The sequence below is a fragment of the Caproicibacter fermentans genome (assembly GCF_009746625.1).
Lineage (GTDB): Bacteria > Bacillota > Clostridia > Oscillospirales > Acutalibacteraceae > Caproicibacter > Caproicibacter fermentans.
In genome coordinates this window covers 20761-46892 of the sequence record NZ_VWXL01000053.1, presented here as the reverse complement: position 1 = coordinate 46892, position 26132 = coordinate 20761, and the positions used below count along the sequence as shown (strand labels likewise).

Below are 26132 nucleotides of genomic sequence, written 5' to 3'. Positions count from 1 at the left end.
TCAACAAAATATTGTGAAATTTAAAAACATTATTGACAATTTAATGAATGCGGTTTATTATTTGATGTATACAACAAGGTATACATTTACGTATAACAGGGAGGATTTACGATTGGAAAGACTTTCGAAGAATACATATTCCGGCAGCAAAGAAAACCCCATTAAAGTATTGCAGTACGGCGAAGGAAATTTTCTGCGCGCATTTGTCGACTGGCAGATAGAACAGATAAATCAAAAGGCGGATTTTAACGCCGGCGTCGCCATCATTCAGCCTCTGCCACAGGGAAACGCAGCTCTTCTCAACGAGCAGGACCGCCTGTACACGCTTTTTCTGCAGGGGATGGAAAACGGAAAACCGGTCCGCACCCACAGCGTGATCGGCTGCGTAAACAAAGCAATCAATCCCTATGAAAATTATCAGGATTATCTTTCCCTGGTCGGATGCGAAACCCTGCGTCTGGTGGTTTCAAACACAACGGAGGCAGGAATCGCTTTCGACCCGGCCTGCGGCCCGGACGATGCTCCTCCAACCTCTTACCCCGCGAAGCTGACGCAGTTCCTGTACCGCAGATATCAGGTTTTCGGCGGAGCGAAAGATAAGGGGCTGATCGTGATCCCCTGCGAGCTGATCGACCGCAACGGAGAAAAACTGAAAAAATGTGTTTTGCAGTACGCGGAGCAGTGGAAGCTGGAACATGGCTTTATTGAATGGCTGAATCAGTCGAACACCTTTTGCTGCAGCCTCGTGGACCGGATTGTGCCGGGATACCCGAGAGACACCATTGATGAAGTGACAAAGGAGCTTGGATACATAGACAAGGCGGTCGACGTAGGAGAGCTGTTCCACCTTTGGGTCATCGAAGGCCCCAAATGGATTTCGAACGAAATTCCGTTTGAAAAGGCCGGGCTGAATGTGAAGGTTGTAGCGGATATGACGCCATACCGCACCCGGAAAGTCCGCATCCTGAACGGCGCGCACACGGTCTTGGTTCCGGTCGCCTACCTGCTTCATTTGGACACGGTCGGCGAAGCGGTCGACGACGCGCTGGCCGGCAAGTTTCTTACGCAGGCCGTCGAGCGGGAAATCATCCCGACGCTCGACCTGCCAAAGCAGGAACTGGAAGACTTTGCGAAAGCAGTTTTTGATCGCTTCCGCAATCCGTTTGTCAAGCACTACTTAATGAGCATCGCTCTGAATTCTTTCTCGAAATACGAAACCCGCGTCCTGCCCTCTTTGCTGGAATACCTCTCGAGGACAAAAGAACTGCCGAAGCATCTGGTGTTTTCGCTCGCCGCTCTATTGGAATTTTACCGCGGCAAACGCGGCGAAGAGTCCATTGCCCTGAGCGACGAAGACGCGGTGCTTGAACTGATGAAAAAGCAATGGGCGGCTTACGACGGAACGGAGAAATCTTTGCTGAATCTGGTCCGCGGTGTTTTGTCGTTCGAATCCGTCTGGAAGCAGGACTTAAACCTGGTGCCCGGATTGACAAACGCGGTCGCGAAGGATCTGTCCGAAATTGAAAAATCCGGCATGAAAAAGGCGGTTGAACAGATCGTGCAGGGATCCTGAGTATGAATAAAGCAATCAAGATTAACGACAAAGACAATGTCGCCGTGGCTTTGTGCGACCTGAAAAAAGGCGAACCGGTCGAACTCGGCGGCAAAATCATAACGCTAGTGGAAACTATCGCCCGGGGACATAAATTCGCGCTTTCCGATCTTTCGGCGAATTCCGAAATCATCAAGTACGGTTTCCCGATCGGCCGTGCGAAACAGAATATTCCACGCGGAGCCTGGGTTCATTCCCACAACATGGCGACGGGCCTTAACGCTGCCGCAGACGAGTACCGTTACCGGAAAACGCCCCTGCCGGCGGACGTTCCAAACCGCAATTTGACGTTTGACGGCTTTCGCCGCGCAGACGGCTCCGCGGGAATCCGCAATGAACTGTGGATTGTACCCACCGTCGGATGCGTCAACGGAACGGCTGAACTGATTGTTCGCCGATTCAGAGAAAAGCACAGTCCGGCGCATGCCGAAGCAATCCGAATTCTGAAACACAATTACGGCTGCTCCCAGCTGGGAGATGATTTATCCGCTACAAGACGCCTTCTGGCGGACTTTACGCGGCACCCGAATGCGGGCGGGGTTCTGGTTCTCAGCCTTGGCTGTGAGAGCAACACGCCCGAAAGCTTCCGGCAGGAGCTCGGCTCTTTTGACGAAAGCCGCGTCCGTTTTCTTGTAGCTCAGGAAACGGATGACGAAATTGAACGCGGCGCCGATTTATTGGCGGAGCTGAACGACCGAATGGCCGGCGACCGCAGGGAACCGATTCCTTTGACGGAACTGCGGGTCGGCATGAAATGCGGGGGGTCCGACGGACTTTCCGGCATCACTGCAAATCCGCTGATCGGCCGGTTTACTGATTTTCTTGTTTCACAGGGCGGCACGGTGATTTTAACGGAAGTACCGGAAATGTTCGGCGCGGAAACAATATTGATGAACCGCGCGCGGGACAGCGGCGTCTTTCAAAAAGCCGTCGGTTTAATCCGCAATTTCAAAAAATACTTTACCGACGCCGGGCAGCCGGTTTATGAGAATCCGTCTCCCGGCAATAAAGCCGGAGGAATTACGACTCTGGAGGAAAAATCGCTTGGCTGCATTCAAAAAGGCGGGTCGGCCGAAGTGGAGGACGTCCTTCCCTATGCGGGACGAATCACACAGAAAGGGCTGAATCTGCTTTGTGCGCCCGGAAACGATCTGGTTTCCGCCTCCGCCCTAGCCGCAGCGGGCTGTCAAATGGTTCTGTTTTCAACAGGAAGAGGGACGCCGTTCGGAACGGTTGTTCCGACTATCAAAATTTCAACCAATACGCAGCTTTCGGAAAGAAAGCCGCGATGGATTGATTTTGACGCGGGTCCGATCGCGGCCGGCAAAAAAGCGGATGATCTGTGCGGCGATCTGACCCGGCTTGTTTTGCAAACTGCCTCCGGGCAGCAAACATGCAGCGAAAAATATGACTTTGCCGAGATTGCCGTCTGGAAAAACGGAGTCACCCTGTAATCCCGTTTTTTCAGTCAGGTTAACAGTCTTATCCCGGAAGGGAGGAAAATCAGAAAAGCAGTCCATGTGGGAATTATTAAATACAAGATATGAAATTTGTTAATTGGAGGAGTTTATGATGAACAAGGCAATTTCCATCCTGCTTGCAGGCACATTGGCATGCACAAGTATTCTTGCGGGTTGTTCTTCCGGTCAGGCATCAAGTTCGGCAGCCCCGACTTCAGCCGGGAATTCCGCGGCGGCTTCCGCCGATTCCAGCGGGAAATCATACACGTTCCGTTTCTCCGAAATTCAGGCGACGACACACCCGGCTTCCCAGGCGGACGCAAAGTTTGTGGATCTGGTTCAGGAAAAATCGAACGGCAGAATCAAGATTCAGGTTTACTACAATGCTCAGCTCGGCGATGAAAAATCAGGCGTGCAGCAGGTGCAGTACGGCGGACTCGATTTCACCCGCGCAAGTCTTGGTGTTCTGTCCGGATTTGACCAGAAGCTGAACACTTTATCCCTTCCGTACCTGTTCTCCAGCAGTGACCAGATGTGGAATGTGCTGAACGGCGATATCGGCAAAAAATTCCTCGATGGAATCTCAAGCTCCAAGATGGTCGGCCTGTGCTGGTACGACGCCGGTTCCAGAAACTTCTACACCAAAAAACCGGTAACAGACCTTTCGGGTCTTAAGAACATGAAAATTCGCGTGCAGGAATCCAGCCTGATGATGGATATGGTCAAGGCACTCGGCGCCAGCCCAACCCCGATGGATTACGGCGAGGTTTACTCCGGCCTTCAGAACGGCGTCATCGACGGCGCGGAAAACAACCTTCCGTCCTATGAATCCACCAAGCATTACGAAGTTGCCCCCAATCTGCTTCTGGATGGTCACAGCCGTCTGCCGGAAATGATGCTGTGTTCGCAGAAGACCTGGGATTCTCTGTCACCCAGCGACCAGAAAATTATTCAGGAATGTGCCGAAGAAGCTTCCAAGGTAGAGCGTCAGCTGTGGGCTGATTCCGAAAAGAGCGCCCTGGATGAAGTAAAATCCAAAGGCGTCAAGGTAACGGAGCTTTCCGCGGATGAACTCAAGAAATTCCAGGATGCCGTACAGCCGCTGTATGAAAAATATGCCAAGGACAACTTGGATCTGATCAAGCAAATCCAGAACACAAAATAACTTTCGATCCTCAGTCATGAGCCGCTTTTTCCGCGGCTCATGACCCTTAAATAAGGAGAACTCTATGAACACCAAGAAAAATCCGCTCGACCGGCTGATGTATGGTATTTCCTTTCTGTTCGATTTTATTTACCGGATTTTGGAGGAGTATTCCAAAATTGTAATGCTGGTCATCGTTCTGATCGTCAGCGCGCAGGTCATCTGCCGCAAATTTCTGGGTTTCAGTATTTCCTGGTCCGACGAGGTTGCCCTGCTTCTTATGGTATGGATGGCATTTATTTCTATGGCAATCGGTGTAGAAAAGAAGCTGCACATCGCCATTGAAATGTTCTTTAAAAAATTTCCCGTTCCCATTCAAAAGATTCTGAATGTTATTAACAGCCTTGTCACCGTCCTGTTTGGCGTTACGCTGATTGTTTACGGCGTCAGGATGACGCAGGCTTCGATGGGTTCCATTCTTCCGGCGACCGGCTGGCCCGGCGGCACCCTGTACATTATGATTCCGGTTTCCGGGGTTTTCATCTGTTACTACGCACTGATCGATCTGTTCCATTTGGAACGGTTCCGGCACAGGGAACTGGAAGAAGGCTTTCAAAAGGAGGAAAACACATGAACCTCAACTTTGCCATTGCTCTCCTTCTGATCAGTTTCGTCATCTTTATCATCTGCAAAATGCCGGTCGCCATCGCGCTGGCCAGTTCCACCGCAATCACCATGCTGTATCTGCAGATCCCGGTTATGACGCTGGTCCAGCAAATGAGTAAATCCATCGACAGTTTTTCCCTCATGGCGATTCCGTTCTTCATTTTTGCCGGCGAACTTATGGGGGCGGGCGGAATCTCCGACCGGCTTTTAAAATTCGCCAACGTGATCGTCGGCCGTCTGCGCGGCGGACTCGCGCATGTGAATGTTCTGGCCAGTATGTTCTTCGGCGGAATATCCGGTTCCGCCGTCGCCGATGTTTCTTCCCTTGGCTGCATTGAAATTCCGATGATGACGGACGCAGGCTATGACGAGGATTTCTCCGTCGCCGTAACGGTGACGAGCGCCTGCCAGGGCGTTTTGATTCCGCCGAGCCACAACATGATTATCTATTCCCTTGCGGCGGGCGGCGTTTCCATCGGCGCGCTGTTCATGGGCGGGGTTATTCCGGGAATTCTTCTCGGGGTGTGCCTGATGATCGTCTGCGGGATCATTTCCGTAAAACGGCAGTACCCAAAGGGGGAAAGAGTTAAACTGCGCGACGCCCTGAAAATCACGCGCGACGCCATTCTGGCGCTCGGCACCATTATCATCATCATGGGCGGCGTAGTTTCCGGCATTTTTACAGCCACGGAGTCGGCGGCGTTTGCGTGCATTTACGCATTCATTATTTCCGTATTTTTTTATCGCGAATTGAAGGTGCGGGAAATCCCCAGACTTTTGATGAACACCATAAGAACCCTTGCCGTTGTGTTCAGCCTGATAGCTTCTGCCGGAGCATTCGGCTGGCTGCTTGCTTATTTGCAGGTTCCGATGCTGATTTCCAATTTTCTGCTTTCCGTCACCACCAACCGTGTGATTGTGTTTCTGCTGATTAATCTGATGCTGCTGGTACTCGGCTGCTTTATGGATATGGCGCCTCTGATTCTGATCGTCACGCCGATTCTTCTTCCGGTTGTGGAACAGTACGGTATGAATCCGGTCCAGTTCGGCGTCATGCTGATTCTGAACCTCGCGATCGGCCTGTGCACGCCTCCGGTCGGCGGCGCACTGTTCGTTGGATGCAGCATCGGTAAAATCTCCGTTGAAAAAGTAACCGTGGCAATGCTTCCAATGTATGCCGCCATGCTGATCGCACTGATGCTGGTTACCTTTATCCCTGCCATTTCGCTTTGGATTCCGGGCCTGCTGTGAGTCCCGCGCGGGTGCCTCGGCGCGCCTTTTCGCATATCCGTGGGAATCTTTCGTATTCGTCTATTGCAATCTGTTTTCAGAAAGGATGTCAAGATGAAACCGTTTATGGATGAGGATTTTTTGCTGACTAACGATACGGCAAAAGCCCTGTTTCATGAGTTTGCCGAAAAAATGCCGATCATCGACTTTCACTGCCATATCAGCCCGAAAGAAATTGCGGAAAACCGCAATTTCGAAAATATTTCGCAGGTCTGGCTTGGCGGAGATCATTATAAGTGGAGAATCATCCGCTCAAACGGCGTGGATGAAGCCGAAATCACCGGCTCTCAAAGCTCCGACCGCGTAAAATTTCAACGTTTTGCCGAAGCGCTGCCGCGCGCCATCGGCAACCCTATGATTCACTGGACCCACTTGGAGTTAAAGCGTTACTTCGGCTGCAATCAGTTTCTGACAGCGGAGTCTGCGGAAGATATCTGGAATCTGTGCAATAAGAAGCTGCGCGAAGATTCCCTTTCGGTACGGGGCATCATTCACCAGTCAAACGTGAAAGTGATCGCAACAACAGACGACCCCGCAGACAACCTGTGCTGGCACAAAAAGCTGCGCGGCGACCCCACATGTGATTTTCTCGTCGTACCTTCCATGCGTCCCGACCAGGCGCTGCGGGTGGAAAAACCGGAATTTGCCGCTTACATACAAAAGCTATCCAAAGCCGCCGATACTCCGATTCATTCCATAGACGACCTGTTCTCCGTACTCGCCGCGCGCATTGATTTCTTTGATTCCATGGGCTGCCGCGCTTCCGACCACGCTCTGGAGTATCTTTTCTGCCGGGCGGAGGGAGCCGCCAAAGCGGACACGGTTTTCAGGAAAGCCCTGAACGGGGAGTCCCTCTCGACGGAAGAAATTGAAGCCTACAAAACAGAGCTGCTCCTGTTTTTGGGGGAACAATATGCAAAACACGACTGGGCGATGCAGATTCATTACAATGCGCTGCGCAACAACCGAACCGGTCTGTATCACGTACTGGGCCCCGACACCGGCATGGACTGCATCGGCACCGCCGCCTGTGCGGATGGTCTGGTCGCGCTTCTGGATGCTTTGGACGCCCGCTGCGGCCTCCCGAAAATGATTCTTTATTCGCTGAACCCAAATGACAATGCGATGCTCGGCAGCGTGATCGGCAGTTTCCAGGGTCCCGGTGTACGCGGAAAAATCCAGCATGGCTGCGCGTGGTGGTTCAACGATTCCAAAGCCGGCATGGAAAGCCAGCTGACCAGTCTTGCAAATCTTTCCCTTCTGGGCAATTTTGTGGGCATGGTGACGGATTCCCGCAGCTTTCTCTCCTATACCCGCCATGAATATTTCAGGAGAATCCTGTGCAACCTGATCGGTTCCTGGGTGGAAAACGGAGAATATCCCGATGACAAAAACATGCTGGAATCCATTATAAAAGGAATCTGCTATGAGAATGCAAAGGCATATTTTCATTACGATGTTTGATCCTGTAAAATTCTGTTGCGCGCCATTTGAATTTTGTTGTGACTTGCATTAAGATATAGGTGAATTTTGGCGCATGTCAAACCGGTTGTCCTCAATGAGAGCCGCTGCGCCATTTTACTTTACGCTGAAAGAAGGAACATGATCATGAAAGAATTGGGTTTTGAGGTAATGCATGTCGGGCTCAACTGTAAGGACACGGCAGAGGCACAGCAAACGGCCGACTTATTACTCAGCCTGTTTGGCTTTTCGGAAACAGACACGCCGATTTCTGTTTTTTCCAGTTCCAAAATTGAGATTATGAAAAAGAAGGGCGCCGGAACCCTCGGGCATATCGCGATTGGAACCACCGACGTTCCGGCAGCAAAAAAATATCTGGAAGGCAAGGGAATCGAATTTGACAACGGCACGGCAGCCTACAACGAAGAAAACGGAGAATTAAAGCTCATCTATCTAAAAAATGAGATTGCCGGATTTGCATTTCATCTGCTGAAAAAATAAGCTGATTTTTGAAGGATGGGGAATTACATTGGTACAGACTTTATGCTGTCCCGACAGCTCCGCCCGACTGGACTGTTATCCTGCCTCTTCTGAACGGATTCTGCCCGCCGTCGTCATCTGCCCCGGCGGCGGGTATTCCTGGCTCTCTCCCAGAGAAAGCTGGCCGGTTGCCGAAATGTTTCGTCAAAACGGGTTTCACGCATTCGTACTCAGATACACAGTGGAAAATCCTCCCCTTGGCTTGCGGCCGCTGCGGGACTTGTCCTGGGCCGTAAAGGAGGTCAGAGAATCTTCCGGCGAGCCGTATGTTGACCCCCATCGGATCGCGGTCTGCGGCTTCTCGGCAGGCGGTCATCTGGCGGCCAGCCTTGGGGTATTCTGGAACAATAAAGATATTTTTCCGGACGCTTCTCTATGGGAGCGTCACAGGCCAAATGCTTTGATTCTGGGATACCCCGTCATTTCTTCCGGCCCCTTCGCTCATCGTGAAAGCTTTGAGCGCCTTTTCCAAGCTAAGGAAAAGCAGTCCCTTTTCTCATTGGAAAAGCAGGTGTCTGACAACGTCCCGCCGACTTTTCTTTGGCATACGGTTCAGGACGGAGATGTCCCCGTTCAGAATTCAATGCTGTTTTTTAACGCCCTTGTGGAACATCACATTCCCTGCGAACTTCATCTGTTTCCAAAAGGGGTGCATGGCCTTTCGCTGGCGACGCCCGAGGTCGAAGAACCCGAAAAGGGCCGCTTCGCAGATCCTCACGTTGCATCATGGAGTTCTCTGTGCGTCGAATGGATGCACCAGACTTTTATCCAACTATAATACTCATAGCTCAATTAACGCGGCGGGAATCGATTCCCGCCGTGTTTCTGATTCCGCAGACCATATTGCCTCGGCAATACTACCGGGAATTTCCACTCCCCCGCCAATCCCAAAAATCCTGTAAGATCAGGCCAGGGATTTCCCGCGACGCTGCTCTTTTTAAAGATTGCAACGAACCGTTAAAGAAGAAATCACTGTGCTGTTTTACACCGATCTTACATTTTTTGCCTGTCCTTTTAATATTCATTCTATAGAATAAATACGAAAACTTATTTTCTTATTGGTAGAGAGGACGGGAAGCGAATGCAAAAATTATGGAGCAAGCCGGTGTCACTGTTTTTATCCATGGCACTGGTGCTCAGCGCAGTATCGGTTTCACCGGGCATTTTGGCAAAAGCGGAAACAGAGACTCTGGCATCGTGGAATATTTCCAGCAACCCCTCCGAGGCACCGTCGGAAGCAAAAATTTATGCGACGGACGGCGCTTTCAAGGATTCCGGTTTTTTATCGACAAACGCCGCCGGGAGTTGGGGCACCAGCACACAATATTTCCTTGCGGCAAGCGGATTTGACGGTGAGCCCGGTACAAAATACTGGCAGGTCAGTCTGCCGGACGAAACGAAGGACTCCACCCGCATAGCAGTCTCGGCCGGCTTTCGGCGGTCCAAAACCGTTACCGCAAATTGGAAAGTTCAAAGTTCCAAAGACGGCGATTCCTTTTCCGATGTGGCGAACGGCGATTTCACCATCAGCGCCACTTCGGGCGGCGTAAAAGCCGTTACTTTCGGCAGCGGGGACACCGCATTGAGTTTGCCCGACGGCACCATCGCGGTCCGGTTCACTCCCGCGGATAACGGCACGACTTCAAGCGGTGGAACCTGCTATATCAACGACATTATCGTCACCGGCCAAACAGGAGGCGGCGGCAGTACGGAAACCGTTGTGTTCACGCCGAGCAGCGCGCCGGACTCCAGCGGCTACGTGCCGGGGGGAACCACGGTGAAGCTTACCGCAACGACCGACACCGCGATTTATTACGAACTCAATCCCGGAAACAATGAGCCGGGCGACGGAACAAAGTACCGGGATCCGATTCAAATTCACGACACCACAACGATCCGCGCCTGGCTGGACGGAGGCAAAGATCATCCGCAGACGCGGACGTACAAAGTGGACAACGCGGTCGTCAACACGATCGGCGACGCCAGAAAGGCCGGAGAAGGTCACACCGTTACCCTGACCGGCATTGCGACACATCCTTATGCCAATTCGTCGTTGGGGCTGTACATACAGGACGCGACCGGCGGCATTGAGCTGTTCGGCGACAGTGTTCTAAAGGACGCAGGGATTCAGCCCGGCGACACCGTTGAGGCCACCGGCGACACGGCTGTTTATAATAACAATCTCGAGCTGAAAGTCACCGGCGTCAAAATCACGAAGACGCCCGGGGAAGTACCTGCGCCGAAGGACGTCTCCATTTCAGCCATCGGCGAATCCACCGGCGGGTTGCTGGTGAAAATTTCCGGGGCCGTTGTCTCCGATCTGTCGGAAGACAGTTATAAAAACGCTAATTTCACACTAACTCAGAACGAAAAAACACTTTCCGCAGAAATGGACAGCAGGCGCGGCGACGACTATTCCGCCGTTGCGGCCAAGGTTTCCAAAGGACAGACTGCGGATTTCACAGGAATCCTCCAAGGTTATCGCGGCGCTTACACCCTGCAGCTGCTCGGCGCGGACGGCATCACCAATGTTAAAGACTCCACGCCGGAAACTCCGCAGGCCGCTCCCGTAACCGCGGATCCCGGCAGCAGTGTAAACGCCAAGGTCGGCGATACGGTCAAGCTTTCCTGCGCGACCGCAGACGCGAAAATCTATTATACGCTGGATCCGGCCGCAGCGGACGACAACTATTTGCTTTACGACGCGAACACGCCGATTACGCTGACAGCTTTGCCGGCCACCCTGACGGCGTACGCGGCAAAGGACGGTCTCAAGAACAGCGAAAAGTCCGTCTTTACTTACCGGGAAAAATTTACAGGAACTTATCACATCTACTTTGGACAGCTGCATTCCCATACGACGCTTTCGGACGGTGTGGGCAGTATCACACAGGCCTATGACCATGCTTCTAAAGCTAAAAACCTGGATTTTGAGGCTGTCACAGATCATTCGAACTATTTTGAAACCGCATCCGAAGCCCAGGCGCACAAAAACACGATTCTGGACGGCTCCGGCAGCGAAAACTGGAAAGAAGGTCATGCCGCCGCGAAGGCGATTACGGATGAAAAAATTCCAAACCCGGATAGCGCCGACGACCCCGGCTCCACTTTTCTCGGCATTTACGGGTATGAAATGACTTGGAGCGACGGTTCCGGCCACATCAACACCTTTGACACGCCGGGCTTTGAAGACCGGCAGAACCCAACCTACTGCAACAAAAAGCAGTCGGCGTCCAACCCTGCCGGCCTGGACGCGTACTATAAAACCCTGACAACCGTACCGGATTCGATCTCTCAATTTAACCATCCGGGGACCACGTTCGGTGATTTTTATGATTTTGCCGACTACAGTCCAACGTTCGACAAGCTGATCAATTTGATCGAAGTCGGCAACGGCGAGGGGCCGATCCGCGGAGTCGGGTATTTCCCCTCCTATGAATACTACACCCGCGCGTTGGATAAGGGCTGGCACGTGGCTCCGACCAACAATCAGGATAACCACAAGGGCAACTGGGGCGACTCCAATACGGCCCGCAGCGTCATCCTGGCCCAGAGCCTTACGGAAGAAAACCTGTACGACGCGCTGCGCAACCGCCGTGTGTACGCGACGGAGGACAATGACCTGAGCATTTATTACACCGTCGACAGCGCAGTCATGGGCAGCGAAATTTCGGTGAAAAAAGGCGAAAGCCTGTCCTTACACGCGGACCTTTCCGACCCGACCGACAAGAGCATCGGCACGGTCGAAGTCATCGTCAACGGCGGCCGTGTCGCGGCGGAAAAAGAGATAAGCTCCAGCAAAGCCTCGGTTGATTTTTCCATTCCGAACAACTACTCCTACTACTATCTGCGCGTAACCGAAGCGGATAAAGACATCGCCGTCACCGCCCCCGTCTGGACCGGAGAAGTCGATAAGGCCGGCATCGCCTCCGTTTCGGCGGACACCGACCTGCCGATCAAGGGCGAACCGGTCAACATTACGGCATCCCTCTTCAACAACGAGACCTCCCCCCTGACGATTGATTCGCTGGAGTACAAGATTGGCGACGAGGTGATTCGAGCCGTGAGCGGCAGCGGCTTAAACGGCGGGGCAACCCTCGATTCCCTTGGGACAAAGAACGATTCGTTCCGCTATACGCCAAAATCGGCGGGAAGCACAACCATTCACGTCACATTAAAGGGAACGCTTGGCGGAACCTCCAAAACCTACACGAACGCTTTGCTGATGCAGGTGGCTGACCCGGGCGCCGTGACAAAAGTCATCATTGACGGCACTCACTTTAACGACTATGTCACCGGCTATTACAGCCAGAGCATGGGAAATGTTACAAAAATTGCGGCGGACGACGGAACCCAGATTAAAGTTGTCGCCGACCGGATTACCCCGGAAACGCTGAAAGGCACGCAGTTGCTGGTCATCTCCGCCCCGGCCAAAAACAGCGGTACCAGCAAGGCCGGCGACGCCTACCAGCCGCAAACCTTCAGCGACGATTTCATCCGGATGGTGAAAGAGTATGTACAAAACGGCGGAACCGCCGTGATCTGCGGCCTGTCCGATTATTCCGACAGTCCAAACGATCCGTATACTTCCGCCGCACAGGTGAATTCCCTGCTGAAAGGCATCGGCGCGACAAGCACCATTTCCAACGACGAAGTGGTCGACCAGGATCAAAACGGCGGTCAGCCGTATCGCCTTTATTTCCAAAATTACAACACGGATTCCCCCTACATGAAAGATGTTTCTCCCGACCAGAAATACAGCTTTTACAGCGGCTGCACGGTGAACGCAGGCAAGGGCGCCACACGGCTGGTTGATGGATTTGACACGACCTATTCCATCAATTCGCGGGCATCGGACAGCGTCTGCGAATCCGGAATCCCCGTTTCCTCTCCCACAGCCGTCTATGACGAAAGCAACGCGGTTAAGAAGAAGGGAAACGTCTGCGCGCTGGCGGAAGAACCGGTCGGGAACGGCAAAGTCTTGATTGCCGGCACCGTATTCCTCTCCGATTTTGAAGTAAAAGCGGATAAGGACAATTACGAGGACCTTGATTATGCAAATAAAACCATCTTCGGGAACATTCTGGATTCCGTTAAGACCGACATTCCAACCACTTCCATCGCGAGCGTAAGGGCCACCGGCGAAACCGGAGCCGTCTATGCGGTGGAGGGGATCGTAACGGCCGGCAGCGAAGCGCCGAACGCCTTTACGGACACCGTCTATCTTCAGGATTCGACCGGCGGAATCGATATTTACCCCATCGCGAACGGCAGCGGAATCAAAGTGGGCCAGAAACTGCGCGTCGTCGGCCATGTCGATTCGTATCAGGGCGACAAGGAATTAAAAATCGGCAGCGGCGTCGAAGGTTATGAAGTGATCGACACGGCGGAAAAACCCGTCTCTCCCGTTTCCCTCAGTGTGGCGGACGCCTCCGATTACACCTCACGCGGAGGCAGTCTGGTCAAAGTGACCGGGACAGTCTCCGATCTTAAAAAACTCGGCGGAGTGATTCAAAGCTTCACACTGAATTCCGGCTCCGGCAAAATCCGTATTCTGATCAACGGTTACATCTCGCCGGATATCGACCTCAGCGGTCTGGTCAAAGAAAACGCCGCCGTCAGCGCGGTTGGCCTGGTTTATATGGACCCGGACGGCGTCTGCCTGCGAGTTCGCGACCGTAATGAAATCACGCCGGCCGGCGGCACGGACGGCGGGGACTCCGGGCATCATCGCCGTTCCGACGACGATTCCTCCCCGAAAAAGGGTACCGTCATTTCCTCCGCGACAAATTCGACGGTCGCCACTTCCACGGTTGGCGGAAAAACCGTCGCGACGGTTACCGGCAGACCGGATTCCGCCCCCGTCGTCAGCGGAAACCGCGCGGATATCACCATCACCGTACCGTCTTCCATAACATCGGAAATCTCCGGCGCAACGCCGCAGCATCCGGCGCTTATCAGAATTGAGCCGGCTTCGGCAGATCTCGTTTCCCAGTTCGACAGCAGCGCCGTAAAGACGGTCGGGATCCGTATCCGCATTCCTTCCGAAATCGTGACGGGTAAAAACGCCGGGCTGTCTCTCTGCCTTCCCAAGGAGGTTTTGAGCAAAGCGAAATCCACCCTGAAAAACATCGTCCTGTCTGTGGAGGACGCCGGCGGAAAGGAACTGTATTGCTGGGATTTCACAGGATCTGCTCTGAGCGCTTCGCCGGTTTCTCCCGCTGCGGACCTTGACCTTGCCGTAAGCCTTGGGCCTGCGGAATCCGGTTCGGCAGAGGCAAAGATCATATCCGACAACGCACCCGGCGGGATCGGCGTCGTTTTGAAATTCGGTGAAAACGGCCTTCTTCCCGCCCCGGCCAATGTTCATCTCTACGTCGGGGGCCAGCAGGGAATCCGGCCGAATTCCACCGTCTACCTGTATTACTTCAATCCTCAGGCGAATATACTGGAACCGCTGCCGGACGGGAAATACACGGTGGACGCGAGCGGTACTGTCACGATCCGGATCGTTCACTGCTCCGAATATATTCTGATGCCCGGCGCGGCCGCACATTCTTATCCGGTTCAGACCGACACGACCTATCCGGTGGGCCTGAAGCAGGGCGAAAGCTATACGTTCGCCGTAACCGCTTCGAACGGCACGGTGCCCGCCTTGAATGTGGGCGACGCCTCCGTGTTCACCGCGTCGGTCAGACGGAAAAACGGCGTCTGTTATGTCACGGTGAAGGCCATCGGCAAACCCGGTGAAGTCACCGCCCTGTACAGTACGCTGAACGGAAAAAAGCCTGTCACGCTGTGCTACCTTTTCGTGAAGGGTTGATCAGGAATTTAAAAAACGGTCCGGTCAAAAAAGCGATAGGAAGCCGTCCGCTGGGGCACAGCCGGGCGGTTTCCATTTTTCCGCACGGAAGAGTGAGAGAAAATATGAAAAAGAACATCCGGTCTATCCTTATCATCCGGGAGCCAAAGAAAGCGTTATGCCTGCGCGCTGCCGTCATTCTGGTGTTCCTCATCGCTGCGGCGGGGCTGATCGCCGCATTCGGCGGATTCCGTCTCCTGACACTGTCCGGACAGGGCGGCGATTCGGATTTCGTCTCCGCCAAAGTGCTGGAAATTTCAGAAGACAACACTTCGACCGACCCCGCCTCCGGAGGCCGGCGGGTCGGCGAGCAACAACTGAAAATTCAGATTCTTCAGGGGCCGCACAAGGGAGAAGTGATGGAAACGCCCAATTATCTGAGCGCGCTTCACAATGTTTACGCACACCAGGGCTCCCGCATCGTTGTTCGAATCGATACCCAGAAAAGCGGCAGCTATGCGGCTTCCGTATACAACTACGACCGCTCCGCCGTACTTCTGGGAATCACGTCTTTTTTCCTCCTGCTGCTCTGCGTCGCCGGAGGAAAAAGGGGAATCCGGTCCATGTTTGGGCTTCTCTTTACCATGAGCTGCGTCTTCTTTCTTCTGATTCCCATGATTTTAAATGCCGTTTCCCCCGTGCTGGCCGCAGTTGTGATTGCTTTGCTGACTTCTCCGGTCTGCTTTCTTCTGCTTGCCGGGTGGAATGGAAAGGCGGTTTCCGCCATGCTGGGCACGGTGGCCGGCGTCACGTTTTCCGGCCTGTTTTCGGCAGCCGCCGGGGCGGCTGCCGGCATGAACGGTTTCAATATGCAGGAAGCGGAGTCGCTCCTGCTGCAAACCGGGAAATCCAATATTCAGATTGACGGGCTTTTAGTCGCCGGAATCATCGTATCCTCGCTGGGCGCCGTGATGGATATTGCAATTTCCATTGCCTCGGCGGTCAGCGAGCTTCACGCGGCAAGTCCAAAAATGGAGGCAAGGAAGCTGTTTCGCTCCGGGCTGAGCATCGGCCGCGATGCGATGGGGACCATGGCGAACACGCTGATTCTCGCATTCACCGGCTCCTCCCTGAATATGCTGGTGCTGATCGGGTCTTACGGCATTCCGTTTTCACAGCTGATCAGCACCGATTTGATCGGGGTGGAACTGCTTCAAAGCATTGCCGGATGTATTGGAATCATTCTGACGGTCCCTCTGGTGGCGCTGATCAGCTCCCGCGTTGAGCTGCTTGCAAATCCCGGTCCTGTTTTAAAAAAAGACGCCGGCCGTCATTAAATGCTCTTCTTATGCGGCAGTCAGATGAATTTCTCGGGGCAAGGTATTCCGCCGCGCGGCCCGCGCTCTGAAGCGGGCACCTTCCTGTAACCGGCGTATAAAGGATGGATTTTTCAGCAGCAAAATGCAAAAGCAATCGTCCTGTATAGAAACAATGCGCTTTGAGTAGGCTTTTAAGCCGATCAAAGTGCATTTACGTATGGCCGGTCATGAATCTCATTTGTGCATCTGTCACAAAGCGTTTCCTTGACAATTCGTAAAATATAACCTATGATACCAATAGATTCATCGATTCGGATACGAAAAGGAAGGAAAGTATTTGAAGTATTTGTCCATACGGCAGCCGTATGAAATTTTAGTCGGCGAAGGATCTTTCCCCTCTTTTCGCCCGGAAGAGGGAGAAGTTCTCTTAAAGATGCTCTACGGCGGGATTTGCGGAAGCGATTTAAGTACATACCGCGGCATCATGGCCTATGCCTCCTATCCCCGCATCCCCGGGCATGAGTTCTCTGCGGAAATCGTGGAGATCGGCCCAAACGAAAGGGGGCTGAAGCGGGGAATGGTGGTAACGGCGAATCCCTACTTTCACTGCGGCCATTGCTATTCCTGCCAAAGAGGATTGGTAAACTGCTGTGAAACCAACGAAACGATGGGCGTGCAGAGAGACGGTTCCTTCCGGGAATATTTCACCATGCCTGCCGACCGGCTGTTCGACGGCGAGGGAATCCCCCCTCGGCAGCTGGCTTTGATCGAACCGTTCAGCATTGGGTATCATGGTGTCAAAAGAGCGGATGTGAAATCCGGTGATAAAGTTCTTGTCGTCGGCGCCGGGACAATCGGGGTTTTAACGGCCGTGTCCGCTCAACTGATGGGCGCGGAAGTGTATTTAAGTGATATTGATCCGGCTAAACTTGAGTTTGTCCGCACCAATTTCGATTTTGCGGGAACCTTGCTGAACGACAGCAGCGAACATTTTCAGGAGCAGGTTCGCTCCATTACAAACCATAACGGGTTCGACGTCACTGTGGAAGCGGTGGGACAGCCCTCTACCTTTCAAAACTGCATCGACGCCGCCGCTTATGGCGGAAGGGTCGTACAGATTGGGGTCGGCAAAAAGAATCTGGAATTCAATTTTACCGTGATTCAGAAAAAAGAACTGAATATTTTCGGGTCACGAAACGCGCGAAACGATGATTTCCGGCACCTGATTCGAGCGGTCGGCGACGGAAAATTGAATGTCGAACGGGTCATAACGAACGTTTACGACTTTACCAGAGCTGCCGACGCGTTTTCTGATTTTGACAGGAACACCGGGAAAATGATGAAGGTTTTACTGAAATTTTGCGATGAAAGCAGCCATTGAAACTATAACATCAGACCCCATGTGCGGCAAACCGCCGCCCGGATAAAATCCCGGGCGGCGGTTTTGCATGCGTATTCCCTTTACGGCTGCTCTGTGTTCAGACCAGCATATCCAGGATGTGGTTTGAAGGGGCACTTTCCTGCATGCTCTGAATCAGTGAAATTCCCTCCGTCTGTTCCATGTCAAGGGTTTTCCTCAGTACGGTGGTCCCGACTGCCTGTTGGGTATTCGCCATGCTCATTGCCATACTGGCGTCTGCGATGCTACCGACATCCATAACCGATTCTCCTTTCTAAGGGACAATTTAAAAATTACCGCCGTTCCAGCCCCAGTGCTGAACTTCCTCGTATTTTACATAGATGCGTTTGGCGCCGACGCCGAGTTCCCTGCCCAGAATTTTTGTAATTTCAGCCGTCAGAGCCTCATAAGCCGAATCCGGCGCCTTGCCGAAAATCTTTACTTCGACGAAAGCGGCTGGTTCCTGACTGTTCCCCTGGAACGCAATGCGGCAGTTGTCTTCAAAGGTCAGCATCAGCCAGCTATCCGATTTTCCGGGAATCAGCGCAATCGCATTTCCCAGTTCTTTTTTCAAGGTCTCTTCTTTTTCAGGTGAAATGCCCACGTTTACTTTTGTCTGGATGCAAGGCATGTTTGGATTCACTTCCCATCTTTTTCCTTTATTGTATCACACCGAAAAGGATACGGCAAGTTTTCAACAAGCAATCTTCCCGCCGCGTATCTGAAATTCCGTTTATTTTCCGGCATACGGATCTGGACAGAATCGAGTTCATCTGCCAGCCCGGTCAGCACATGGAAGCTAGGAGCTAACCCCCGCATCCGCTGCAGCCGGAGCATGGCGAAAATCCCGCGACGTACGGAACATGCAGGATTGTGAAAGCACATTCCGCAAGAGAATAGCGATGCACCTTTTCGCAGGTCAGCCGAACACCCCCGTCCTGAAACTCGACCTGAACCGGCAGGGTCACGGTTGTCTCGTCATCAAGCGGATTTGTCTTTTTCAAAGGCAGCACTCTTTCGAGCCGTGCATCCGGCAGTTGAACGATGATCTCATCCGTTACCGTCGAAAGCCGTGCAACGCTTCCGCCGGGTTCCAGACAGAGGGAATTGCGGTCGGCGGTCACAACAACCGGATTACTGTCGAAAGCGTGCAGGACACCGATCGGTGTGGTAACGGGCGTTGGTTCCGCCGGCTCCATCGACTGCAGCCTGCCGTCTTCATACAGAGAAAATCCGCCGCGTATTTTCACCTTTCCTAAAGGCGTCTGCAAGGTGATCCTTTCACAGGGAAACAGCGTAATGCTCTGAATACTGCCTCCCGGATAAAAATGAATACTGATCATCTTTGCAGAAAATTCCCCGAAATCAAAAGAAAAGTGAAGAGGTACCGCTAGTTTTTCCTCATCCGCCTCCGACCAGAATCCTGAAATCTTCCCGTTCAGCGGAAAAACGCGGCAGACGGAACCGTTCTCATAAAATGTGACCAGCTCGGCCGGAAATTCTCCGATCGGGGAAATGACTCCGGCCTGCTTCTCCAAAACGACCCGCTTGATCGCTCCGTCCGGGTAAAACCCGACCGCCTTTCCGTATTTTCTTCTCGCGTTTTCCGGGCCAAAGCGCGGAATCAGGGTTCCGCAGCCGGTTTCCACGTGGTTTTCGCACTCAAAGCTGCAGCTTTTCAATGTTCCGCCGCTGTAAAACTCTTCATCAAAGCAGCCGGCCAGACGACCGTAACGGGTATCGATTTCCATACTCGGTCCCTCCTTCTCCACAGGTTGCCGGTTCCACCGTAACCCGTCCCGCCTGTTCCGCTTCAAGCGCAATACGTTCCAGCAGTCCGGGGGAAAACCGGCCCGCCTTGAGGATCAGAAATCCTTTCCGGCCAAAGATCCGGTAAAACAGCCTGTTCCCCGTTTTTTCCACCAGAATTTCAGCATGCAGCTTTTTCGTTAGATCGGTAATCTTATCCCGGAGACAGGATAGAGACTTTGCCGCGGTTTCTCCCGTACCATTCAAATCAACCGAAATTGAACCCATCTAATTTGCCTCCTTAAATTGCAGTTTTTATTATTAAATTATTCAGCATGATTTCTTTTTAGATCAAATAACTTTGGATAATTCGAAATGATTATTCATATCAATCAATATAACAATAGGACCTTCACTTCCAATAGTCAAGGAATATCGCAAAATATTACGATGTTTAGAACTATTATCCAAATTCTAGAAAAATTGTCAGGCATTCTCTATGATTTGATGTATTGCTGAAAAAAGAATAAATCGATATACTTTTATGCAACAAGTCACAGAATCATCAACTCCGAATTTTAGCCCCGGAACACTTTGCCGGCCGGAGTTCGGACGCGAACATAAGAGTTAGGAGGCTGTCACAATGCGGCAAGTTGCCATTTACGGAAAAGGCGGAATCGGGAAATCCACAACAACGCAGAACCTGAACGCGGGCTTGGCGGAAATGGGAAAACACATCATGATCGTCGGCTGCGACCCAAAGGCAGATTCGACCCGGCTGATTCTCGGGGGGCTGGCTCAGCAAACCGTCCTTGACACGCTCCGGGAGGAGGGCGAGGACATCGACCTGGGCTATGTGATGAAAACCGGATACGGCGGAATCAAGTGTGTCGAATCCGGCGGACCGGAGCCGGGCGTCGGGTGCGCGGGAAGAGGAATCATCACCTCAATAAACCTGCTGGAACGGCTGGGGGCCTATACCGCCGATCTCGACTATGTGTTTTACGACGTTCTGGGCGACGTTGTGTGCGGCGGGTTTGCCATGCCGATCCGCGAAGGAAAGGCGCGGGAAATCTATATTGTGGCCAGCGGAGAAATGATGGCGCTTTACGCCGCGAACAATATTTCGAAAGGGATTCAAAAATATGCCTCCACCGGCGGCGTGCGGCTCGGGGGGATCATCTGCAACAGCCGCAAAGTGGACGGAGAAGCGGAGCTGGTGGAGGCATTTGCCAAAGAGCTTGGCACGCAGATGATCCATTTCGTGCCGCGCGACAATATGGTGCAGCGGGCGGAAATCAACAAAAAGACGGTGATCGAATACGCGCCGGAATCCGACCAGGCTGCCGTTTACCGGGAACTTGCCAGAAAAATCGACGGCAACGATATGTTCGTCATTCCGAAACCGCTCAAGCAGGAACGCCTGGAACAGATATTAATGGACCACGGAATGATGGATATCGCATAAGACTGGCCAAAAGCCGGAGAGGAGGATTTTGAAATGGTTTTAGTCAGGGCAATCATCCGACCGGAGAAAATGGGGACCGTACTGTCCGAATTGATGGCCGCGGGATTTCCGGCCGTCACAAAAATGGATGTCTACGGCAGGGGCAAACAAAGAGGGATTACGGTGGAAGACGTGCATTATGACGAAATTCCGAAGGAGATGCTTCTGGCCGTCGTCCGTGACGAAGACAAAGACGATGTGGTCAAGGTCATTCTGCGAAACGCGCGCACCGGGACGAAAGGAACGTTCGGCGACGGAAGAATCTTTATTTCTCCCGTGGAAGAGGCTTTTACCATCAGCACCGGAAAGGCCGGTCTGTAAGGAGGGTGGTCGGAATGAAAGAGATTATGGCGCTGATCCGGCTCAACATGATCGGCCCCACAAAAGAGGCGCTTTCGAAAGCGGGTTTTCCTTCCTTTTTCTGCCGGAAATGTCTTGGCCGGGGAAAGCGGAGTCTTGACCTGAGCACGCTGAAACTGATGGTCGAAAGTGAAATGCAGATTCCCGCAACCCCCTACGGCGAAGCGCTGACGGAAAGCGCGCGGCTGATTCCGAAACGTCTTTTTACGCTTGTGGTCGACGACGGCGAGGTGAAAAAGGCGGTCGATACAATCATCCGCGCGAATCAGACGGGAAATCCCGGGGACGGAAAAATTTTCGTGCTTCCGGTGGCGGAAACATACAAGGTGCGTACGGCGGAATTTTCCGCGGACCGCCTGATTTAACGGGGCGCGGTGGAAAAAGCCGGCCGGGAAAGGACTGGTATCGTTGGAAGAACGAACTCGGATTTTGGATCAGTACGGGGCCAGAGTCTATAAAAACAGAAAAGAACATGTCGTACAGGTGGAAAACGCCCCCAGCAATCAGAGCATCGCGGCAAATTCCCGCTCGGTCCCGGGAATCATGACAAACCGCGGATGCTGTTACGCAGGGTGCAAGGGCGTGGTGCTCGGCCCGCTCAAGGACGTGGCCATCATCACGCACGGCCCCATCGGATGCGGTTTTTACAGCTGGGGAACCCGCCGCAACAAGGCTACGCCCGTTGACGGAAGAAATTTTCTGGAGTACTGTCTGTCAACCGACCTGCAGGAACCGGATATCGTGTTCGGCGGGGAAAAAAAGCTGAAGCAGGCGATCCGCGAAGCCGTCGGCATCTTTCACCCGAAATGCGTCATGATCTGCTCCACCTGTCCGGTCGGCCTGATCGGCGACGATATTCAGGCTGTGGCGGATTGGGCGCAGCAGGAATTTTCCATTAAATGCCTAGCGTTCAGCTGCGAAGGGTATAAAGGCGTCAGCCAGTCCGCCGGGCATCACATCGCAAACAACGGCCTGATGAAATATATCGTTGGGTCGGGCGACGCACCCCCCGCCAAGCGGTTTTCCGTCAATATTCTGGGCGAATACAATATCGGCGGGGACGAATGGGAGATCGCCCGCATTCTCAAGCGGATCGGTTACGACATCGTCGCGACGTTCACCGGCAACGGCAGCTATGAAACGATGAAAAATGCCCACACCGCCAGTTTGAATCTGGTTCAATGCCACCGGTCGATCAATTACATCGCGGAAATGATGAAGGATAAATACAATATCGACTGGATCAAGATCAATTTCATCGGTCTTGGGGCCGTATGCAAATCCCTGCGGGACATGGCAAAGTACTTCGGAGATCCGGACCTGACGGCCCGTACCGAGGCGGTGATTGCCGACGAGCTTTCCGAGATCCAGGACGACATCGATTATTACCGCGAAAAGCTGAAAGGAAAAACGGCCGGAATTTTTGTCGGCGGTTCGCGGTCGCATCATTACCAGAACCTGCTGGCCGATTTCGGCGTTCACACGGTGATTGCCGGATATGAGTTCGCGCACCGCGACGATTATGAAGGGCGAGGTATCCTGCCCAACATCAAAGAGGACGCGGACAGCAAAAACATTGAACAGCTCCACATGCAGCCGGACGAAAAGCATTACCGGATGATTGTTTCCAAAGAGCGGTTCGAAGATCTGAAGCAGGAAATTCCGCTCGCGGATTACGGCGGAATGATTCATGAGATGAACGACGGCAATATGGTAATCGACGATTTCAACCATTTCGAAACTCTGGAGCTGCTGCGTCTGTTCAAACCGGATTTCTTCTTTTCAGGTATCAAGGACAAATATATCCTGCAAAAGGCGGGCGTCGTTTCCCGCCAGATGCATTCCTACGATTACAGCGGGCCTTATGCGGGATTCCGCGGAGCCGTAAATTTCGCCAGGGATATCTCTATGGGCCTGAACGTCCCCGTGTGGGGCTACGTGACACCCCCCTGGAAAACGGAACCGACCCTTACCGGAAGGCTGACGCATCCGGAGGAAGAGAGGCAGGGAAAGAAAAATGCTTAACATGACGCCGAAAGAAATGAACGAACGGACCGCACTCCGGATCAATCCGTGCAAAGTCTGTCAGCCGGTCGGCGCCATGTACTGCGCGCTCGGCGTTCACGGCTGTATGCCGCACAGCCACGGTTCCCAGGGATGCTGCTCCTATCACCGGACCTATCTCTCCCGCCACTTCAAGGAGCCGGCCATCGCCTCCAGCAGCTCGTTTACAGAGGGCGCCTGCGTGTTCGGCGGCAACAGCAATCTGAAGACCGCCGTCAAAAACATCTTCGACATCTACGATCCGGACATTATCGCCGTACATACCACCTGTCTGAGTGAAACCATCGGCGACGACGTCAAATCCTATCTTCAGGAGATGGAGATTCCCGAAGGAAAATTCATTGTCCATGCCAACACTCCGAGCTACGTCGGCTCCCATGTCACCGGGTTTTCCAACATGATGAGCGGGTTTATCAGCTATCTGGCGCATTCAACGGGAAAATCAAACGGAAAAGCAGCAATCTTTCCGGGTTTTGTGAACCCCGGGGATATGCGCGAGCTGAAGCGAATCGCCGGTCTGATGCGGGCGGACTGCATTCTGTTCCCCGACACCAGCGGCGTTATGGATTCCCCGATGACCGGCTCCTATGAAATGTATCCGCGGGGCGGAACAAAAATCGAGGAGATCGCCGCTCTCGGGGACTGCGACAGAGTTTTCGCTCTGGGTGAGCTGACAAGCGCCCAGCCCGCCGCCGACCTGGAGCGAAAATGCAAGGTTCCGCACACGCTGCTCCCCTACCCGATGGGCATCGGAGCGACCGACTCCTTCGTCATGGCGCTTTCCCGGCATATTCGCGGGGAGGTTCCATACGCGCTGGAGGAGGAACGCGGGCAGGCAATCGACCTGATGATGGATGCCCACCCGTATTATTACGGGAAATCCGCCGCAATTTACGGCGATCCGGATACCGTGCTGGGGCTGACAAGTCTGACGCTTGAAATGGGGATGATCCCCAAGTATGTCATTACCGGAACACCCGGCGAAGCGTTCGTCACAAAGGCAAACGCCCTGTTCACCCAATTCGGGACGGAGGGCTGCACGGCAAAAGCCGCGGCCGACCTTTTCGAGCTGCACCAGTGGATCAAGAACGACCCGGTGGATCTTCTGATCGGCGGTTCGCACGGAAAATACATCGCCCGCGCGGAGGATATTCCAATCGTGCGCGCCGGGTTCCCGATTCTGGACCGCTACGGACATATCTATCAGCCTCTGGTGGGATACCGCGGCGTGATGCGTCTGGTAGAAAAAATCGCAAACGCAATGATGGACCGCAGGGACCGCGACTGCGCGGATGAAGATTTTGAAATGGTTATGTAGGAATCATCCTACTATTTTCTGTGAATACCGCAAAGGTGCGAGTACCTTTGCGGTATTTCTGTATTTTTGGAGGCGATCGATTGCAGACAACCGGAATTCTGGAGGAGCGCAAAAGCTCCATCCTGCTGAAAAACAGAAAGGGCAGCCGGGCGCCGATCACATGCGACCGGGCAAGCGTAGCCGGCGCGGTGAGCCAGCGTGCCTGCGTATACTGCGGCGCCCGCGTAGTGCTTAACCCAATCACGGACGCATTCCATATTGTTCATGGACCGATCGGCTGTGCGAGCTACACCTGGGATATCCGCGGCAGTCTGACCAGCGGTTCGACCCTGTTCCGCAACAGCTTTTCCACCGACCTTCGGGAAAAGGATATCGTGTTCGGCGGCGCCGAAAAGTTAAAGGCCGCCATCGATGAAATCATGGAAAAATACGCGCCCAAGCTCATTTTTGTCTATGCGACCTGCATTGTCGGCGTCATCGGTGACGACGTGGAAGCGGTCTGCCGTCAGGCGGAAAAAACCTATCACAACCGCGTCATCCCCGTAAAGGCGCCGGGGTTTTCCGGGACCAAGTCGCAGGGTTACAAACTGGCATGCAACGCCATCTTGCAGCTGCTTGCGCCGCATGAAAACCAGCCGAAGCAAAACGGAATCAATATCCTTGGGGATTTTAATCTGGCGGGCGAAATCTGGATCATTCAAAATTATTTCAGGGAAATAGGCGTTCCGGTCATTTCCACCATGACGGGGGACGCAAATTACGAAACGCTGATCCGCGCGCCTTCCGCCAGACTGAACCTTGTACAGTGTGCCGGGTCCTCCCTGTACCTTGCGCAAAGGATGGAGGAAAAGATGGAAATCCCTTTTTTGAAAGTCAGCTTTTTCGGAATAGAGGACACCACGAATTCCCTGCTTCAGGCCGCGAAGGCGCTGGGAGATAAAGAAACCACAGCACGCGCGGAGGCGTTCACCAAAGAGCAGAGCGCAAAAGTCAGAGCCGCCATCGCGCCGTACTGTGAAAAGCTGCGCGGAAAACGCGCCGCCATCTATGTGGGCGGCGGATTCAAAGCGATTTCGCTGATTCGTCAGTTCCGCGAGATGGGCGTTGAAACCGTGGTTGTCGGAACGCAGACCGGCAAGCCGGAGGATTATGAAACCATTCAGAGTCTGGTAAATCCGGGCACGGTGATTCTGGACGACACAAACCCGGCGGAGCTGGAAGCCTTCATCCGCAAAACGCACGCGGACCTTCTGGTCGGCGGCGTAAAAGAACGGCCGCTCGCCTACAAGCTGGGAATCGCATTCTGCGACCATAACCATGAGCGCAAGCACGCGCTCGCGGGGTACGAGGGCGTTGTAAACTTTGCACAGGAAATCAATCTGTCCGTGAACAGTCCCGTGTGGCAGGCAGTTTCCTCCCGGACGATATAATCATGGAAAAC

At 53.3% G+C, this 26132-nt stretch carries 21 protein-coding genes; 17 read left to right on the top strand and 4 right to left on the bottom strand.

The genetic code is table 11. The features are described 5' to 3' along the window. Positions 1-112 precede the first annotated feature (112 nt). The 11 genes from CAFE_RS09755 (at position 113) to CAFE_RS09705 (ending at position 17675) form a co-directional block, all read left to right on the top strand. Positions 113-1573, top strand: coding sequence for a tagaturonate reductase (locus tag CAFE_RS09755; protein ID WP_233452771.1), 1461 nt, complete (start codon positions 113-115; stop codon positions 1571-1573). A gap of 2 nt (positions 1574-1575) precedes the next feature. Continuing rightward, entirely contained in the window at positions 1576-3066 is a 1491-nt protein-coding gene (locus CAFE_RS09750; protein WP_156990543.1) for a UxaA family hydrolase, read from the top strand. Positions 3067-3181: 115 nt separating this feature from the next. Then, a complete protein-coding gene (locus CAFE_RS09745; protein ID WP_233452770.1) occupies positions 3182-4237 on the top strand; it encodes a TRAP transporter substrate-binding protein in 1056 nt (351 codons plus the stop codon). Between the two features lie 64 nt (positions 4238-4301). After that, on the top strand, positions 4302-4850 hold the full coding sequence (locus CAFE_RS09740) for a TRAP transporter small permease (RefSeq protein ID WP_156990542.1): 549 nt from the start codon (positions 4302-4304) through the stop codon (positions 4848-4850). Then, entirely contained in the window at positions 4847-6133 is a 1287-nt protein-coding gene (locus CAFE_RS09735; protein ID WP_156990541.1) for a TRAP transporter large permease, read from the top strand. The genes CAFE_RS09740 and CAFE_RS09735 overlap by 4 nt, the downstream gene beginning before the upstream one ends. A gap of 93 nt (positions 6134-6226) precedes the next feature. Then, positions 6227-7636 (top strand): glucuronate isomerase, encoded by a 1410-nt coding sequence (gene uxaC / locus CAFE_RS09730; RefSeq protein WP_156990540.1) that lies wholly within the window; start codon positions 6227-6229, stop codon positions 7634-7636. Between the two features lie 144 nt (positions 7637-7780). Further along, entirely contained in the window at positions 7781-8134 is a 354-nt protein-coding gene (locus tag CAFE_RS09725) for a VOC family protein (RefSeq protein ID WP_156990539.1), read from the top strand. Between the two features lie 28 nt (positions 8135-8162). Beyond that, positions 8163-8951, top strand: a complete 789-nt coding sequence (locus CAFE_RS09720) for an alpha/beta hydrolase (protein ID WP_156990538.1) — start codon at positions 8163-8165, stop codon at positions 8949-8951. 303 nt (positions 8952-9254) lie between these two features. After that, positions 9255-14996 (top strand): CehA/McbA family metallohydrolase, encoded by a 5742-nt coding sequence (locus tag CAFE_RS09715; protein ID WP_156990537.1) that lies wholly within the window; start codon positions 9255-9257, stop codon positions 14994-14996. 104 nt (positions 14997-15100) lie between these two features. Then, positions 15101-16312, top strand: a complete 1212-nt coding sequence (locus CAFE_RS09710; RefSeq protein WP_156990536.1) for a YibE/F family protein — start codon at positions 15101-15103, stop codon at positions 16310-16312. Positions 16313-16631: 319 nt separating this feature from the next. Then, complete coding sequence (locus tag CAFE_RS09705) at positions 16632-17675, top strand: zinc-binding alcohol dehydrogenase family protein (RefSeq protein WP_156990535.1); 1044 nt, start codon at positions 16632-16634, stop codon at positions 17673-17675. Between the two features lie 97 nt (positions 17676-17772). Here CAFE_RS09705 and CAFE_RS09700 read toward each other — a convergent pair whose 3' ends face one another. From CAFE_RS09700 to CAFE_RS09685, 4 genes are all read right to left on the bottom strand, one after another. After that, positions 17773-17952, bottom strand: a complete 180-nt coding sequence (locus CAFE_RS09700) for a YjfB family protein (protein WP_066649737.1) — start codon at positions 17950-17952, stop codon at positions 17773-17775. A 27-nt stretch (positions 17953-17979) separates the two neighbouring features. Continuing rightward, complete coding sequence (locus tag CAFE_RS09695; protein ID WP_066649735.1) at positions 17980-18324, bottom strand: phenylpyruvate tautomerase MIF-related protein; 345 nt, start codon at positions 18322-18324, stop codon at positions 17980-17982. Between the two features lie 175 nt (positions 18325-18499). Continuing rightward, positions 18500-19444 carry a hypothetical protein gene (locus CAFE_RS09690; RefSeq protein WP_066649732.1) on the bottom strand — a complete coding sequence of 315 codons (945 nt, stop codon included), beginning with the start codon at positions 19442-19444 and terminating at the stop codon, positions 18500-18502. Next, a complete protein-coding gene (locus CAFE_RS09685) occupies positions 19401-19730 on the bottom strand; it encodes a hypothetical protein (protein WP_156990534.1) in 330 nt (109 codons plus the stop codon). Before CAFE_RS09685 ends, CAFE_RS09690 begins: the two co-directional genes overlap by 44 nt. A gap of 355 nt (positions 19731-20085) precedes the next feature. On the opposite strand from CAFE_RS09685, the gene nifH reads away from it, so the two are divergent. From nifH to nifE, 6 genes are all read left to right on the top strand, one after another. Then, positions 20086-20910 (top strand): nitrogenase iron protein, encoded by an 825-nt coding sequence (gene nifH / locus CAFE_RS09680; RefSeq protein WP_066649726.1) that lies wholly within the window; start codon positions 20086-20088, stop codon positions 20908-20910. A 33-nt stretch (positions 20911-20943) separates the two neighbouring features. Beyond that, positions 20944-21270: a P-II family nitrogen regulator gene (locus CAFE_RS09675; RefSeq protein WP_066649723.1), complete on the top strand. Its 327-nt coding sequence runs from the start codon at positions 20944-20946 to the stop codon at positions 21268-21270. A gap of 14 nt (positions 21271-21284) precedes the next feature. Continuing rightward, on the top strand, positions 21285-21674 hold the full coding sequence (locus tag CAFE_RS09670) for a P-II family nitrogen regulator (RefSeq protein WP_066649721.1): 390 nt from the start codon (positions 21285-21287) through the stop codon (positions 21672-21674). Between the two features lie 43 nt (positions 21675-21717). Further along, a complete protein-coding gene (locus tag CAFE_RS09665) occupies positions 21718-23334 on the top strand; it encodes a nitrogenase component I subunit alpha (RefSeq protein WP_156990533.1) in 1617 nt (538 codons plus the stop codon). Beyond that, a complete protein-coding gene (locus tag CAFE_RS09660) occupies positions 23327-24691 on the top strand; it encodes a nitrogenase component 1 (RefSeq protein WP_066649717.1) in 1365 nt (454 codons plus the stop codon). The genes CAFE_RS09665 and CAFE_RS09660 overlap by 8 nt, the downstream gene beginning before the upstream one ends. Before the next feature lie 80 nt (positions 24692-24771). Further along, positions 24772-26121 carry a nitrogenase iron-molybdenum cofactor biosynthesis protein NifE gene (gene nifE, locus CAFE_RS09655; RefSeq protein ID WP_156990532.1) on the top strand — a complete coding sequence of 450 codons (1350 nt, stop codon included), beginning with the start codon at positions 24772-24774 and terminating at the stop codon, positions 26119-26121. Positions 26122-26132 lie beyond the last annotated feature (11 nt).

What these genes read in the sequence shown, in the direction of transcription:
- CAFE_RS09750 (WP_156990543.1), top strand. Translation starts at nt 1,576, where the DNA reads ATGAATAAAGCAATCAAGATTAACGACAAAGACAATGTCGCCGTGGCT.
- CAFE_RS09745 (WP_233452770.1), top strand. Translation starts at nt 3,182, where the DNA reads ATGATGAACAAGGCAATTTCCATCCTGCTTGCAGGCACATTGGCATGC.
- CAFE_RS09740 (WP_156990542.1), top strand. Translation starts at nt 4,302, where the DNA reads ATGAACACCAAGAAAAATCCGCTCGACCGGCTGATGTATGGTATTTCC.
- CAFE_RS09735 (WP_156990541.1), top strand. Translation starts at nt 4,847, where the DNA reads ATGAACCTCAACTTTGCCATTGCTCTCCTTCTGATCAGTTTCGTCATC.
- uxaC (WP_156990540.1), top strand. Translation starts at nt 6,227, where the DNA reads ATGAAACCGTTTATGGATGAGGATTTTTTGCTGACTAACGATACGGCA.
- CAFE_RS09725 (WP_156990539.1), top strand. Translation starts at nt 7,781, where the DNA reads ATGAAAGAATTGGGTTTTGAGGTAATGCATGTCGGGCTCAACTGTAAG.
- CAFE_RS09715 (WP_156990537.1), top strand. Translation starts at nt 9,255, where the DNA reads ATGCAAAAATTATGGAGCAAGCCGGTGTCACTGTTTTTATCCATGGCA.
- CAFE_RS09710 (WP_156990536.1), top strand. Translation starts at nt 15,101, where the DNA reads ATGAAAAAGAACATCCGGTCTATCCTTATCATCCGGGAGCCAAAGAAA.
- CAFE_RS09700 (WP_066649737.1), bottom strand. Translation starts at nt 17,952, where the DNA reads ATGGATGTCGGTAGCATCGCAGACGCCAGTATGGCAATGAGCATGGCG.
- CAFE_RS09695 (WP_066649735.1), bottom strand. Translation starts at nt 18,324, where the DNA reads ATGCCTTGCATCCAGACAAAAGTAAACGTGGGCATTTCACCTGAAAAA.
- CAFE_RS09690 (WP_066649732.1), bottom strand. Translation starts at nt 19,444, where the DNA reads ATGGAAATCGATACCCGTTACGGTCGTCTGGCCGGCTGCTTTGATGAA.
- CAFE_RS09685 (WP_156990534.1), bottom strand. Translation starts at nt 19,730, where the DNA reads ATGGGTTCAATTTCGGTTGATTTGAATGGTACGGGAGAAACCGCGGCA.
- nifH (WP_066649726.1), top strand. Translation starts at nt 20,086, where the DNA reads ATGCGGCAAGTTGCCATTTACGGAAAAGGCGGAATCGGGAAATCCACA.
- CAFE_RS09675 (WP_066649723.1), top strand. Translation starts at nt 20,944, where the DNA reads ATGGTTTTAGTCAGGGCAATCATCCGACCGGAGAAAATGGGGACCGTA.
- CAFE_RS09670 (WP_066649721.1), top strand. Translation starts at nt 21,285, where the DNA reads ATGAAAGAGATTATGGCGCTGATCCGGCTCAACATGATCGGCCCCACA.
- CAFE_RS09660 (WP_066649717.1), top strand. Translation starts at nt 23,327, where the DNA reads ATGCTTAACATGACGCCGAAAGAAATGAACGAACGGACCGCACTCCGG.